This is a genomic window from Nonomuraea sp. NBC_00507 (assembly GCF_036013525.1).
GTDB lineage: Bacteria > Actinomycetota > Actinomycetes > Streptosporangiales > Streptosporangiaceae > Nonomuraea.
The window spans coordinates 8098844-8112582 of the sequence record NZ_CP107853.1 but is presented as its reverse complement, the minus strand read 5'-3'; the positions used below and the strand labels follow the sequence as shown (position 1 = coordinate 8112582).

At 71.1% G+C, this 13739-nt stretch carries 13 protein-coding genes and 1 pseudogene; 8 read left to right on the top strand and 6 right to left on the bottom strand.

The annotated features are described in order from the left end of the window. Together OHA25_RS39155 and OHA25_RS39150 are read left to right on the top strand one after the other, a co-directional pair. Positions 1-375 carry a nuclear transport factor 2 family protein gene (locus tag OHA25_RS39155; protein WP_305918771.1) on the top strand — a complete coding sequence of 125 codons (375 nt, stop codon included), beginning with the start codon at positions 1-3 and terminating at the stop codon, positions 373-375. Positions 376-1085: 710 nt separating this feature from the next. Next, positions 1086-1340, top strand: a complete 255-nt coding sequence (locus OHA25_RS39150) for a hypothetical protein (protein ID WP_327581955.1) — start codon at positions 1086-1088, stop codon at positions 1338-1340. A 327-nt stretch (positions 1341-1667) separates the two neighbouring features. Here the strand turns inward: OHA25_RS39150 and OHA25_RS39145 are convergent, their stop codons facing one another. The 4 genes and pseudogenes from OHA25_RS39145 to OHA25_RS39130 all read right to left on the bottom strand — a co-directional run. Further along, a complete protein-coding gene (locus tag OHA25_RS39145) occupies positions 1668-2681 on the bottom strand; it encodes an NAD(P)/FAD-dependent oxidoreductase (protein ID WP_327581954.1) in 1014 nt (337 codons plus the stop codon). Between the two features lie 4 nt (positions 2682-2685). After that, positions 2686-3207, bottom strand: a complete 522-nt coding sequence (locus OHA25_RS39140) for an isoprenylcysteine carboxyl methyltransferase family protein (RefSeq protein ID WP_327581953.1) — start codon at positions 3205-3207, stop codon at positions 2686-2688. 34 nt (positions 3208-3241) lie between these two features. Continuing rightward, positions 3242-3664, bottom strand: coding sequence for a 3-oxoacyl-[acyl-carrier-protein] synthase III C-terminal domain-containing protein (locus tag OHA25_RS39135; RefSeq protein ID WP_327591106.1), 423 nt, complete (start codon positions 3662-3664; stop codon positions 3242-3244). Positions 3665-3709: 45 nt separating this feature from the next. Continuing rightward, positions 3710-4303, bottom strand: a pseudogene (locus OHA25_RS39130) (type III polyketide synthase); the annotation flags it as partial. Positions 4304-4415: 112 nt separating this feature from the next. Here OHA25_RS39130 and OHA25_RS39125 point away from each other — a divergent pair. Next, positions 4416-5294: a UbiA family prenyltransferase gene (locus tag OHA25_RS39125; RefSeq protein ID WP_327581952.1), complete on the top strand. Its 879-nt coding sequence runs from the start codon at positions 4416-4418 to the stop codon at positions 5292-5294. Positions 5295-5316: 22 nt separating this feature from the next. Here the strand turns inward: OHA25_RS39125 and OHA25_RS39120 are convergent, their stop codons facing one another. Both OHA25_RS39120 and OHA25_RS39115 read right to left on the bottom strand, forming a co-directional pair. Further along, the gene (locus OHA25_RS39120; RefSeq protein WP_327581951.1) at positions 5317-6570 is read right to left on the bottom strand and encodes an NAD(P)/FAD-dependent oxidoreductase; all 1254 of its coding nucleotides are present in this window, start codon (positions 6568-6570) and stop codon (positions 5317-5319) included. A gap of 41 nt (positions 6571-6611) precedes the next feature. Continuing rightward, entirely contained in the window at positions 6612-6794 is a 183-nt protein-coding gene (locus tag OHA25_RS39115; protein WP_327581950.1) for a hypothetical protein, read from the bottom strand. Between the two features lie 54 nt (positions 6795-6848). Between OHA25_RS39115 and OHA25_RS39110 the strand changes: the two genes are divergently transcribed. The 5 genes from OHA25_RS39110 to OHA25_RS39090 all read left to right on the top strand — a co-directional run bounded on the left by OHA25_RS39110 (position 6849) and on the right by OHA25_RS39090 (position 13728). Beyond that, positions 6849-7799 carry a sensor histidine kinase gene (locus tag OHA25_RS39110; RefSeq protein ID WP_327581949.1) on the top strand — a complete coding sequence of 317 codons (951 nt, stop codon included), beginning with the start codon at positions 6849-6851 and terminating at the stop codon, positions 7797-7799. Beyond that, a complete protein-coding gene (locus OHA25_RS39105; RefSeq protein WP_327581948.1) occupies positions 7796-8476 on the top strand; it encodes a response regulator transcription factor in 681 nt (226 codons plus the stop codon). Before OHA25_RS39110 ends, OHA25_RS39105 begins: the two co-directional genes overlap by 4 nt. Positions 8477-9165: 689 nt before the next feature. Further along, entirely contained in the window at positions 9166-10881 is a 1716-nt protein-coding gene (locus OHA25_RS39100) for an enoyl-CoA hydratase-related protein (protein ID WP_327581947.1), read from the top strand. A 16-nt stretch (positions 10882-10897) separates the two neighbouring features. Beyond that, a complete protein-coding gene (locus OHA25_RS39095; RefSeq protein ID WP_327581946.1) occupies positions 10898-12427 on the top strand; it encodes a helix-turn-helix domain-containing protein in 1530 nt (509 codons plus the stop codon). Positions 12428-12585: 158 nt separating this feature from the next. Further along, entirely contained in the window at positions 12586-13728 is a 1143-nt protein-coding gene (locus OHA25_RS39090) for a tyrosine-type recombinase/integrase (RefSeq protein WP_327581945.1), read from the top strand. Positions 13729-13739: the final 11 nt, after the last annotated feature.

Genomic DNA, 13739 nt, shown 5'->3' with positions numbered 1-13739 from the left:
ATGGACACCCGAGCGGCCGCCCAGCGTTTCGCCGACACCTGGCAGCACGCCTGGACCCACCACGACGTCGCCGCCATCACCGCCCTCTACCACGACGACGCCGTGCACACCAGCATGCCGTTCCGCCCCCCGCACCACGGCAAACAGGCCATCGCCGACTACATCGCCTGGTCCTTCACCGGCGAAAGCGAACCCACCGTCACTTTCGCCATCCCCCTCGTCGACGGAGACCGGGCCGCGATCGAATTCCGCGTCCACGCCCGCGACAACGGCCGCCCCACCACCCTGGCCGGCTGCGTCTTCGCCCGCTTCGACCCCGACGGGCTCGCGCTGGAAACCCGCGACTACTGGCACACCACCGACGGCCACGCCTGACCAGGCCCGGCAACGGGGGAGCGGCTCAGCACACCAACGGTCTGACACACCAGCGGGTTCAGCACATCAATGGCTCAGCGCACCACCCGCAACGGCCCACCACCAGGCCGCCCACCGGCCACGGCCGGCCGCATCGGCGCAGCCTCCGCACCGGCCACCGGCTCCGGACGCGCCACCTGCCGCGTCTGCTCAGCCGTCTCCACACGCCGCTCGGCACACCCGCCGGCGCAGTACCCATTGGTCACGATCAGACGGCCCCTCAGTGCCGTATACGACTCCTTACCCGAAGCGGGCACAACCCCTTGACACACCGGGCACAATACCGACTGGCTCCCCACGTGCTGCTCCTCTCGCGGCGCGGATAGCAGAAGCTCCACCTTAAGTCCACAACCGGTGCGAAGGACAGCGAATCAACATAACGTCAAACCCGCCGTCAGACCAGCCGACCAGCCACGGCAGTGGCGCCGCGGTGGCCGCGCATGTGGCGAAAGCGCCGCTCAGGACGCCGATCCCGCCCCGCGCCGCCCACCGTCGAGCCTCGGATCCGGGCGCCCGGGTGTGACGGAAACAACTGTCCCATCAGACGCTGCACCCTCATCCGCCGAGGGGAGCCCCACCCGGCGCCGACCGCGCCTACTTGACATAATGTTCATTATCAAGCAACGAACGAACCGCCGCATAAACCCCCGAACCGCGGGAAGTCGCAGCCCATGTCACCCCTGGAGATCGCGACCCCGAGCATCATCGTGCTCACGGCCGTCATCACCGCAACCGCGATCTGGCTCATCATCGTCGCCGCACGCCTGACCCAGCGGCCTCGCAACCGCCCCAACCCGAGCGCCGATCTGGTCGACCAGGCCCGCGAGCTCAAAGCCCTCGGCCAGATCCAGGAAGCCGTCTTCCTGGTACGCGGCGAAACCGGCATGAGCCAGAGCGCCGCCGCGCGTTTCGTCAACCGGCTGTGACGGTCACGGGACGCCCCGTTGCAGACCTGCTTCCCCGCGACCCGGGCCGCCGATGGGCGGCGCCCTCGCATCGTGAATTCGCTCAATGATGGACATGTAGTGCGATACCAGACAGAACGTGGATTCTGTTCGGTATCACGCATATGTACCTTGCTGCCCCACTTGTGAGAGGTCCGTCCGGCAAGGTCATGGTCAGTGATGAACGGCATCGCCATGCGGGATCGGGAAACGTACGAAGGGCGTCGTGAACGGTCTGGCTCATCATCGGGTCTCCTGCCCGCGACAGGTGTGCTGTGGCAAGGGCTCACCCCTCCCCCACGAAAAGGGTCAGGCGAGGATCCTGACGATGCCGGTGAACAGGCCGGGCAGGCGGCGGGCGGCGGGCACCACCAGCCGGGCCGTGCCGGGGCGGCGCGTGGCCTGCACCAGCGCGCCCGTCAGCAGCCGGTGCGTGCGAGACAGCCGCAGCCATGCGCCGTCGTAGTCCTCGGGCCGGTCCTCGGCCAGGCATCTGACCAGCAGTTCGGCCGAGCGTACGGCCAGGGAGAGGCCCTCGCCGGTGAGCGCGTCCATGTAGCCGGCGGCGTCTCCGACCAGCAGGACGCGTTGGGCGCGGCGGGTGCGCACGGCCTGGCGCAGCGGGCCCGCGCCGCGCACGGGGGTGACGGCGGGGCCGCGCAGGCGGCGGTTCAGGGCGGGGAAGGCGCGCAGGTGCTCGTCGTAGCCGCGCCGCGCCGAGCTGAGTATGGCGATGCCGATCAGGTCCTCGGCGACGGGGGTGACGTAGGCCTCGCCGGCGCTCGACCAGTGGACCTCGACGAAGTCGGTCCATGGTTCGATCCTGTAGTGCCGGCGCTGGCCGTATCTGCGGGGTCCGCGTGCGGGGAGGTCGAGGCCGAGGGAGCGGCGCAGCGGGGAGTGCAGTCCGTCGGCGGCCACCAGCCAGCGGGCTCGCAGCCCGGCGGCCTGGACTGCGTCTCGGTTCTGCTCGACGTGGGTGATCTTGCCGGTGATGGTCTTGACGCCCAGTTCGGCGGCTCGGCGCGCGAGTGCGGCATGCAGCTGTGTGCGGCGTACGCCCAGTCCGGGGGTGGTGGAGAAGGTGGCTCGCACGTCTTTGCGGCCGTCGAGGTAGTGGATGCCGCGGAACGCGCGTCCCTCGATCTGCACTCCCATCGCCTCGAGTGCCGTCACCCCGCCGGGCATGATGCCCTCGCCGCACGCTTTGTCCACGGGGCAGGCGCGGGGTTCGACGATGACCGCTTCCATCCCTGCCAGCGCCGCGTGTACGGCTGTCGCCAGTCCGGCCGGGCCGCCGCCGGCGACGAGCACGTCGATCACGCTGTCACCGCTTCGAGGAGAGGGTGAGAGCCGCGTTCTCACATCGGATCCGCACCACCATCAGGGCGGCGTTGAGCACGGTGAACGCCAGTGCGGTCACCCAGGCCGTGTGCACCAGCGGCAGCGCGAGCCCCTCTACCGCCACCGCCACGTAGTTGGGATGCCGCAGCCACCGGAGGCGGTAGGGGCCGCGGGTCACCAGCGGCAGGCCGGGCACCACGATCACCTGCGTGTTCCAGCGCGGCCCGAGCGTGGTGATGCACCACCACCGCAAGGCCTGGGCCGCCACGGCGAGGGCGAGCATGGGCCAGCCGAGCGCGGGAAGGAAGGGTCGCTCCCCCAGCGCCACCTCCAGTGGCGCGCAGACGAGCAGCCCGGTGTGCAGGGCCACCATCCACGGATAGTGCCCCTGACCGGTTACGACGCCGCCGCGTGCCATGCTCCATGCGGCGTTGCGGCGGGCGACGACCAGTTCGGCCACGCGTTCCAGGCCGACCAGCAGGACGAGTATCAGATACCAGGTCATGAGGCGGTCACCAGAAGTCGGGTCATGGGTGCGGTCACCAGCGGATCAGGACGAGTTCCGAGCAGAAGCCGGGCCCCATGGCGATGATCAGTCCCCAGGTTCCCGGTTCGGGCGGGCGGGTGGCGAGGGTGTCGGCGAGCACGTGCAGGACTGAGGAGGAGGACAGGTTGCCGTGGGCCGCCAGCGAGCGCCAGGTGACGTCGAGTGCGTGCGTGGGCAGGCTGAGCTCGTCGGACACGGCTTGGAGCACTTTCGGCCCGCCGGGATGGCATACCCAGGCCGTCACGTCGCTGGCTGTCACGCCGTGGTCGGCCAGGAAGTGGTGCACGTCGTGGGCCAGGTGGCGTCGTACGAGGGCCGGGACGCTTGCGTCCAGCATCACCCGGAATCCGGTGTCGCCTACCTGCCATCCCATGACGTGCTCGGAGCCTGGATACAGGTGGCTGCGGGTGGCCACGACGGTGGGGCCGGCCGTCTGTCGTCCGCTGCCGCAGGCCACGACGGCGGCGGCGCCATCGCCGAACAGCGCGCTGGCGACGAGGTTCGCGGGTGAGGAGTCGCCTCGCTGGACGGTGAGTGAGCATAACTCCACCGACAGCAGGACGGCCACGTGGTCGGGCCAGCCGTGCAGGTAGTCGTGGATTCTGGCGATGCCTGCCGCTCCGGCGACGCAGCCCAGGCCGAAGATGGGGATCCGTTTGACGTCGGGCCGCAGGCCGAGTGCCGCCGCCAGGCGGGCGTCGATGGAGGGTGCGGCGATGCCGGTCACCGACGTGAACATGATCATGTCGACGTCGGTCGGTTTCAGTGCGGCGGCGTCCAGGGCGGCCTTCACACTCTGGAGTCCCAGCTCTTCGGCGACGGAGATGAAGGCGTCATTGGCGGCGCCGAAGCCGTTGAGCTTGTCGTACTGGTCGATGGGCAGGGCGAGGTTGCGGTAGTCCACCTGGGCGTTGCGGTGCAGGCGGTCGAGGAGGCGCCGGTCGGCGTTGTGGGGCAGGCAGAGGCGGGCGGCCATGTCGGTGAGCTGGGCTTGTGGGTATCGGTGGGGAGGGAAGGCGTAACGGACTGCGGCGATATGGGTCATGCAGTTCTCCCTCGGCTGCCGACAACTCTCGCTCCCCGCACTTTCCCGTCCACATGGTCATTTAAGCCATGTATGGGGCGTGGGAATTCTCGGCGGCGATCGCCCGGTCTACGATCACTGTGTGACCGACCCCGACCCCGACCCCGGGCGGGCCGCCGCCGTCGTTGGGCCGGGCCGGCTGGCCGTCGGGCTGGTGCGCGCGTGCCATCCCGGCCCGACCGCGGCCGTGACCGCTCTGGTCACCGCGCTGGCCGTGGCCACGGGGCGCGATGTGGCCGGGTGCGTGCTGGCGGGTGCGGCCGTGCTGGCGGGGCAGCTGTCGATCGGCTGGTGCAACGACGCGATCGACGCCGGGCGGGACGCGGCGGCCGGGCGCGTGGGCAAGCCCGTCGCGAGCGGCGCGGTGAGCGTGCGTGCCGTCTGGGTCGCCGCTGTTGTGGCCCTGGCCTGCTGCGTGCCGTTGTCGCTGGCCTCCGGCTGGTGGGCGGGCGGGCTGCACCTCGCGGGGGTGCTGGCGGCGTGGGGGTACGACGTCGGGCTGAAGGCGACCGTCCTGTCGTGGGCGCCTTACGCCGTGGGGTTCGGCGTGCTGCCGGCCTTCGTGACGCTGGGCTTGCCCGGTGAGCCGTGGCCGGCGTGGTGGGCGGTCGCGGCGGCCGCGTTGCTCGGTGTGGGCGCGCATCTGGCCAACGTGCTGCCGGACATCGCGGGCGACCTGGACAGCGGTGTGCGTGGCTGGCCGCAGCGCATGGGCGCCGCCCGCGTGCGGCTCCTGGTGCCGGTGCCACTGGTGGCCGCCACCTGTCTGCTCGTTTTCGGTCCCGCAGGCGCCGCCGCGGGCGTGGCGGGCTGGCTGGCGGTGGCCGCCGCCTCGGCTCTGGCGGCCATGGGGTTGCTGCTGGCCGCCAGGTCCGCGCGGGTGCCGTTCGTCACGGCCGTCGCCGTGGCGGCCGTGGATGTGATCCTCCTGGTCGCCGGGGGCGCCTCGCTCACGGCGTGACCCGCCTGGCCTCACGCCTCGTTCATCGCCCGGCGCGCAGGGATCTGTGCAGCCACCGCATCGCCACGGCCAGCGCGAGCGGCGCAGGCACCGTTCCGGCCCCGAGTCCCACGTCGACGAGCAGGTCGAACACCTCCTTGCGGCGCGCGGCGGTCTCGATCGCCGCGTCGATGAAACCGGGGTACTGGGCCAGACGGGCCAGCGCGTCGGTGGTGCGCAGGTGCCGTCCGAGCGCCCTGCGCAGCTTGTCCCGGTACAGGGTCAGCGGATCGTCCGGTGACTCCACGGCCGCCTCGGCCGCCAGCCGCCCGGACAGCAGCGCGTAGTAGATGCCCTCGCCGGTGAGCGGGTTGATCAGCCCGGCGGCGTCGCCGGCGAGCAGGACCCGGCCGGCGCCGGGCGCCGGCCGGCCGGTCGAGAGGGGCAGGTGGTGGGCGCGCAGGTCGCGGGCGGGCCGGTCGGGCAGCAGGTCGGCGAGCCTGCCGTGCAGCACCTGACGTCCGGGTGCCCCGGCCGCGCGCAGCTGGGGCAGGAGCATGCCGAAGCCGACGTTCGCGGTGCCGTCGCCGATGGGGAACGACCACGCGTACGCCGGCCAGCCTGCCTTTTGCATGGCGATGAGCTGGACATCGTCTTCCTCGGGCACGTCGGCGTAGCCGCGTACGGCGATGGCGGTGTGCTTGTCGGCGGGGGCGGCCAGGCCGATCAGGCGGCGCACGACCGAGTCGGCTCCGTCGGCGGCCACGACCGTACGGGCGCGCAGCCGTCCGTCGATGACCACGCTGGACCCGTCGAGGACGAGGTCTTTGACGCGGTGGCGGCGTACCTCTACTCCCCTGGCTTGCGCGGCGGCCACCAGGCGGGCGTCGAACACCCGGCGCGGCACCACGTGATTGGGCCGTGCGGCCTCGGCGGAGACCCGCACCCCGCCCGGCGAGACCACGGTCAGGCGGGGAGTGGGCCGGTAGTCGTCGATGAGCGCGGGCAGCCCGAGCAGGGCCAGTTCGTCGCGTCCGTGGGCGGCGATGCCGTCGCCGCACGGCTTGTCGCGGGGGAAGTCGGCTCTGTCCAGCAGGAGCAGGCGCAGTTCCGGGTGTAGTTGTGCGGCTCGCAGGGCCGCCGCTGAGCCCGCCGGTCCCGCTCCCACGATCGCCACGTCCCACATGTCGTCCATGCGAGGTCTGTCCCCACCGCACGTGCTGTCGGAAACTGTGGCGAGGGCGGATGTGGCGGCCATGGCGACGGTGAGGGCGGGCCGGACGGCTGTGGCGGCCATGCCGGCCTTCTGCCGTGTACGGACTCGTGCAGGTGGCGGGGTCAGGCGGACTTGGCGGCCCAGGCCAGGGCCAGGCCGCCGAGGAGGGCGGCGGGCTGGTGCGGCGGGAGCAGCACGGCGGCCAGCGCGGCGAGGCTGAGCAGGACGCACGCCCCTCGCGAGATGCCGCGGCCTTTCCAGCCGGCGACGGCGAGCGCGGCGAAGCCGAGCCCGCAGAGCACCATCTTGGGGATCAGGCCCGCGAGGGCCAGCAGGCCGGGGCTGTCCCACTGGGCGTGGTGGTGTCGGCGTTCACGATCGCGGCGCTCGGCTGGAACGGCGGGCTGACGTCGTTGTGCATGCTGATCGCGCTGTACACGGTCGCGGCCGGACGGCGAGGCCCGGTCGCGGTGGCGGGCCTGGCCCTGGTCTACGCCGGGATGGGCGTGCTGGCCCTGCTGCGTGCCCCGTACTTCGACCATCCGCTCGCCCTGGTCACCGTGGCCGCCGTCACCGTCGTGTGGGCGCTCGGCCGGTATGCCAGGCACCGGCGGCTGGCCATGGACCAGGCGGTCGAGCTGGCGCTGGAGGCCGAGTGGCGGCAGGCCCGGGAGGCCGAACGGGCGGTCGTGGAGGAACGGCTGCGCATCGCGCGGGAGCTGCACGACGTGGTCTCGCACACGTTGTCGGTCATCGCCGTCCAGTCCGGTGTCGCCGGGCACCTCATCACGTCCCATCCGGAGCGGGTGGCGCCGGCGCTCACGGCCATCGAGGACGCGGCGCACACCGCCATGGACGATCTGCGCCGCATGCTGCACCTGCTGCAGCCGGACACGGCGGCGGCCAGCCTCGCGCCGGCGCCGGGGCTGGCGGAGCTGGAGTTGCAGGCCTCGGTGCACCGGGCCACCCACGGCCCGATCACGCTGGAGATCGACCCGTCGGTGGCGGACGCGCCGCAGAGCCTGCGGCTGACCGTCTACCGGGTGGTGCAGGAAGCACTCACCAACGCCCGCAAGCACGCGCCGGGCAGCCCGGTGACGGTCGGCGTGCGGGCGGCTGAGGGACTCATCGACATTCGGGTCGACGACGACGGACCGGGTTCACCGGTGGGCCGGGGCGGGTTCGGCCTGGTGGGGATGGGGGAACGCGTGGCACTGTTCGACGGGACGTTGGAGACGGGGCCGCGGCCGGGCGGCGGCTTCAGCGTCCGTGCCACGCTGTCCGCCGGCAGGGAACGGGTGAGCCCATGACGACGTCGCTGCGGGTCGTGGTGGTCGACGACCAGGAGCTGGTACGGGCCGGATTTGTCGCCCTTCTGGCGGCCACTCCCGATCTGGAGGTCGTCGGCGAGGCGGGGCAGGGTGAGGAGGCGGTTCGGCTGGTGCGGGCCACCCGGCCGGACGTGGTGCTGATGGACGTACGGATGCCGGTGCTGGACGGCATCGAGGCGACCCGCCGGATCACCGGTGATCCGGCGTGCGCACTGACGAAGATCGTGTTGCTGACGACGTTCGGGCTGGATGAATACGTCTTCGGGGCGTTGCGGGCGGGGGCCGTGGGGTTCCTGCTGAAGGACACGCGGCCGGCCGAGCTGCTGCGGGCGGTGCGGGTGGCCGCTGACGGGGACGCGCTGCTGTCGCCGTCGATCGCGCGCCGGCTCATCGAGGCGTTCGCGGTCATGCCGCCCGTCGTGGCCGCCGGCGGGGACCTGCCCGAGCTGACCGACAGGGAGGCCGACGTGTTGCGGCTCGTCGCTCAGGGGCTGTCCAATGGGGACATCGCCGAGCGGCTGTTCATCGGGGCGGCGACGGTCAAGACGTATGTCAGCAGGCTGCTCACCAAGCTCGACGCCACCACGCGGGTTCATCTGGTGATCCACGCGTACGAGTCCGGGCTGGTGACGCCGGGAGGCGGACACCGGTCCTGATCTGGAGGCGAACCCAGGGGGCCGGCGACCCCGATGTCGTGGGGAAGGCTGAACGGCGGCCACGGGTCCCCGGTGGCGCCGCCTCGATCGTGGGAGCGTGCTCTATCGCCGTGGCGGGCTCTGGCGGCACCGTGTCGCGGGTACTGATCTTCTCGAGAGGATCGGTTCACCGCCTGCCTGCCTGCCTGCCTGGCGCAGCGCGTCGAGCCGGCTCTGCGGGTCCTGCTGTGGGGCTGCACGGGCGTGCCCGATCCGGGTCGGCCTGGCCGTACCCGCCGGCACCGGGTCTGATCACCATGGCCGGTGCCCTCACCACGGGGAGGGCGGCACCGCCGCTTGCTAGCCGGCCGGTTGTTCCTGTGATCTCATCGGCGGTCGGTTTCTGCGGCTCCGGCTATCGGGCCTGCCGGATCGTGCCGGAGCGGCCGGGTGCGTCGGGCGGTGATGCCGGTCCTCCTTGGGGATCTTTTGGGCAAAGCGGGTCAAGTGGGGCTGATCGGGCGGGCTTTTTGCGGCGAAGTGTCAGCAGCAGTGTGTTTTTCGTGTCAGCATCGATGCATGTATGGGCCTTATGGGACTGCCGTAAATGGCCGGGGCCGGTGGGACCGGTCTGCGGTGGCAGGTTAGATCCGTGTGCGTGCCCGTGATCGTTGCCCCTCTCCCCCGCTCTCCTGGAAAGAAGTCTGGCGTTGCGTATCTTGCTGCTGTGCTCCTCCTTCAACGGCCTGACTCAGCGCGCGTGGCTGGAGCTGCGCCGGGCCGGTCATGACGTGAGCGTCGAACTGGCCGTGTCGCAGGAGGTGATGGCCGAGGCGGTGGAGCTGGCCAAGCCGGATCTGGTGATCTGCCCGTTCTTGAAGGAGCGGGTGCCGTCGCGGGTGTGGCGGAACGTCCGCACGGTGATCATTCATCCGGGGCCGCCCGGGGATCGGGGTCCGTCGTCGCTGGATTGGGCGATCGCCGAGGCCGCGCCGGAGTGGGGGGTGACGGCGTTGCAGGCGGTGGAGGAGATGGACGCGGGCCCGCTGTGGGGGTATCGGATGTTCGCGATGCCGGCCGGTGACTCCTCGGGGGCGCCGCGCAAGTCGGCGTTGTACAACGGGCCGGTGTCGGATGCGGCGGTGGAGCTGGTGGCGGAGGTGGCGGTCAAGGCGGCTGATCCGTCGTTTCGGCCGGCGCCGCTGGATTACCGCTCCCCCGAGGTCCGGGGGCGGTTGCGGCGGGCGATGCGGCATGCCGACCGGGAGTTCGCCTGGGAGGAGCCGGGTGAGGACATCGTGCGGCGGGTGCGGGCGGCCGATGGGTCTCCGGGCGGCCGGGCGGTGTTGTGTGATCTGCCGGTGCGGGTGTTCGACGTGTACCGGGGTCCGGAGCTGGCCGGGGAGCCGGGGCGGGTGGCGGCGCGGCGTGAGGGCGCGGTGCTGGTGCACACCGGGGATGGCACGGTGTGGGTGGGGCATGTGCGGCTGGAGCGGGAGGGCGCGGTGAAGTTGCCGGCCGCGATGGCGCTGGGTGAGCTGGTGGCGGGGGTGCCGGAGCGGCCGGGGTACAGCGAGATCACCTATGACCGCAGTGACGGTGTGGGGGTGGTGAGTTTCGACTTCTACAACGGGGCGATGTCGACGGAGCAGTGCCGGCGGCTGGCGGCGGCGCTGCGGTATGCGGCGGCGCAGGATACGCGGGTGCTGGTGGTGCGGGGTGGGGAGGTGTTCTCCAACGGCGTTCATCTGAACGTGATCGACGCGGCGCGGCATCCGGAGCTGGAGGCGTGGATGAACATCAACGCGATCAACGCGGTGTGCCGGGAGATCGTGGGGTGTACGCGGCAGCTGGTGGTGACGTCGATCGGCGGTAACGCGGGTGCCGGCGGGGTGATGATGGGGCTGGGTGCCGATCGGGTGGTGGTGCGGGATGCGGTGGTGCTGAATCCGCATTACCGGACGATGGGGTTGTTCGGCAGTGAGCTGTGGACGTATGTGCTGCCGCGGCGGGTGGGGGCGGAGCAGGCGCTGCGGTTGACGCAGGAGGCGTTGCCGATCGGGGCGGCGGAGGCGGTGGAGCTGGGGCTCGCCGATCGGATGCTGGGCGGGTCGCGGCTGGAGTTCGAGCGGCGGGTGCTGGAGTATGCCGAACGGCTGGCGGTGGATCCGTCGTATGATCGCCTGCTGGCGGGGCGGCGGCAGGCGCGGGAGGCTGATGAGCGGCGTAAGCCGCTGGATGCCTACCGGGCTGAGGAGCTGGCGGAGATGAGCCGGGACATGTTCGACGACCGCAGCGGGTTCCGGGCGGCACGGCGGGCGTTCGTGCACAAGGAGCGCCCGGTGGCGACTCCGGCGCATCTGGCGCGTCATCGGGAGTTGTCCGGCGCGTCGGCCCCCGCGGTCGCGGGTGAATCTCATATGTGAGATATGGTCTGCTGTTGTGGCAGATGATTATCTTGTGCGGATCGGCCGGCTCATCCGGGATGCGCGGCAGCATCGGGGTTGGACACAGCTGCAGCTGGCGGATGCGCTGGCGACGTCGCAGAGTGCGGTGAACCGGATCGAGCGCGGTAACCAGAACATCAGTCTTGAGATGATCGCCCGGATCGGTGAGGCGCTCGACAGTGAGATCGTGTCGCTGGGTTATGCCGGTCCGATGCATCTGCGGGTGGTGGGCGGGCGCCGGCTGTCGGGCAGCATCGATGTGAAGACGTCGAAGAACGCGTGCGTGGCGTTGCTGTGCGCGTCGCTGCTGAACTCCGGGCGGACGATCTTGCGGAAGGTGGCGCGGATCGAGGAGGTGTACCGGATCCTGGAGGTGCTCGCGTCGGTCGGGGTGCGGGCGCGGTGGATCAACGAGGGCAGCGATCTGGAGATCGTGCCTCCGGCGAGGCTGGAGCTGGAGGCGATGGACACCGAGGCGGCGCGCCGTACCCGGAGCGTGATCATGTTTCTGGGGCCGTTGATGCACCGCACGGAGCGGTTCCAGATCCCGTACGCGGGCGGGTGTGATCTGGGGACGCGGACGGTGCAGCCGCACATGTCGGCGTTGAAGCATTTCGGGCTGGACATCACGGCGACCGGGGGGTTCTATCACGCGCGGGTGGATCGGGGGGTGTCGCCGTCGCGGCCGATCGTGTTGACCGAGCGGGGTGACACGGTGACGGAGAACGCGTTGCTGGCGGCGGCGCGGCATGACGGGGTGACGGTGATCCGCAACGCCTCGTCCAATTACATGGTGCAGGATCTGTGTTTCTTCCTGGAGCAGCTCGGGGTGCGGGTGGAAGGGATCGGCACGACGACGCTGACGGTGCACGGGCAGCCGGTGATCGAGCGGGATGTGGACTACTCCCCCTCTGAGGATCCGGTGGAGGCGATGAGTCTGCTGGCGGCGGCGGTGGTGACGTCGTCGGAGCTGACGATCTGCCGGGTGCCGGTGGAGTTCCTGGAGATCGAGCTGGCGGTTTTGGAGGAGATGGGGCTCGATCACGACCGGGGGCGGGAGTACCCGGCGGCGAACGGGCGTACCCGGCTGGTGGATTTGACGGTGCGGCCGTCGAAGCTGGTCTCCCCCATCGACAAGATTCATCCGATGCCGTTCCCGGGGCTGAACATCGACAATGTGCCGTTCTTCGCGGCGATCGCGGCGGCGGCACAGGGGTCGACGTTGATCCACGACTGGGTGTATGACAACCGGGCGATCTATCTGACGGAGCTGACGCGGCTGGGGGCGTCGGTGAAGTTGCTGGATCCGCATCGGGTGCTGGTGGAGGGGCCGACGCGGTGGCGCAGTGCGGAGATGATGTGCCCGCCGGCGCTGCGGCCGGCGGTGGTGGTGCTGCTGGCGATGATGGCGGGTGAGGGCACGTCGGTGCTGCGGAACGTGTACGTGATCAACCGCGGGTACGAGGATCTGGCGGAGCGGCTGAACGCGTTGGGGGCGCGGATCGAGACGTTCCGCGACATCTGACCCTGCTCCTCCGAGGACATCGCCTGCCCGGGGACGCCGCTCACTCGAGGACGCCGCCTGCCGGATGAGGTTGCCTGCGTGCCGGGGTGGCGTTTTTGTCGGTGCGGGCCGCTACCGTCGTGGCCGGGTTGGTGGCGAGGCGGAGGGGGTGGCCGGGGGTGCGGCCTGCGGAGCTCGAGCGGCTGACGGTGGCCGAGGCGGCGGATCGTTATGTGGAGCTGGTGCGGGCCAGGACGTTGACGGGGGCGCTGTCGCCATCGACGGCGGAGGTCTATGCGCGGGATGTGGCGACGCTGGTGGAGCTGGCCGGTGCCGGGGTCGTGCTGGACGATCTGACGGGCGAGGACGTGGACGCGGTGTTGCTGGCGTTCGCGCGTAAGCCGGACGGGCGCTCGGCGCGTGCGCGGGCGGCGGGCGGTCCGGCGGCGGGCGGGCGCAGCGGATCCCGGTCCGGGCCGGGATCTGCCGGAGACCCGCAGGCGGACGGGACCGCCAGGCAAGCGGCGGCAGGACAGTCGGCCTCGGGACAGTCCACCTCGGGGCAGTCGGCGTCGTCGCAGGCGCGGTTCCGTAGGTCGATCTCGGCGTTGTTCCAGCATGCGACGCTGGCCGGGTGGGTGCAGATCAACCCGATGACGGCCTCGACGGTGACGGCCAAGGAACGGGGCGGGTTGCGGCCGCATCGGCGGGCGTTGACGCGGGAGCAGGCACAGGGGCTGATCGGGGCGGCGCGTGCGTTGCCGGAGGAGACGCCGGCGGCGGGCAAACGGCGTGATCAGCGCACGGAGTTGCGTGACGGGCTGATCGTGTTGTTGTTGTCGACGGTGGGGCCGCGGGTGTCGGAGCTGGTGCGGGCCAACGTGGAGGACTTCTTCACCAACGACGGGGTGCGCTATTGGCGGATCTTCGGCAAGGGCGGGCGTACGCGGGATGTGCCGCTGCCGGATGACGTGGCGCGGGTCCTGCAGGTGTATCTGGAGCGGGGGCGGCCGGCCGTGCCGGACAAGGCGTTGCTGTTGTCATGGCGGGGGCGGCGGCTGGCGCGGGGCGACGTGCAGGCGGTGATCGATCGGGTGCAGGCGCGGGTGGATGCGGACCGTCGGCGGTCGGTGACGCCGCATGGGTTGCGGCATACGACGGCGACGCATTTGCTGGCCGATGCGGTGGACATGGACGCGGTGCGGCGGGTGCTGGGGCACAGTGATCTGTCGACGCTGGGGCGTTACCGTGACGAACTGCCGGGCGAGCTGGAGGTGGCGATGCGGTCGCATCCGCTGCTGCGCGGCAAGCCGCCCCGCTGACGGCTTCGGCC

Coding starts and splice junctions, on each gene's coding strand:
- OHA25_RS39105 (WP_327581948.1), top strand. CDS start 7,796: ATGACGACGTCGCTGCGGGTCGTGGTGGTCGACGACCAGGAGCTGGTA.
- OHA25_RS39150 (WP_327581955.1), top strand. CDS start 1,086: ATGTCACCCCTGGAGATCGCGACCCCGAGCATCATCGTGCTCACGGCC.
- OHA25_RS39155 (WP_305918771.1), top strand. CDS start 1: ATGGACACCCGAGCGGCCGCCCAGCGTTTCGCCGACACCTGGCAGCAC.
- OHA25_RS39120 (WP_327581951.1), bottom strand. CDS start 6,570: ATGGCCGCCACAGCCGTCCGGCCCGCCCTCACCGTCGCCATGGCCGCC.
- OHA25_RS39140 (WP_327581953.1), bottom strand. CDS start 3,207: ATGACCTGGTATCTGATACTCGTCCTGCTGGTCGGCCTGGAACGCGTG.
- OHA25_RS39115 (WP_327581950.1), bottom strand. CDS start 6,794: ATGGTGCTCTGCGGGCTCGGCTTCGCCGCGCTCGCCGTCGCCGGCTGG.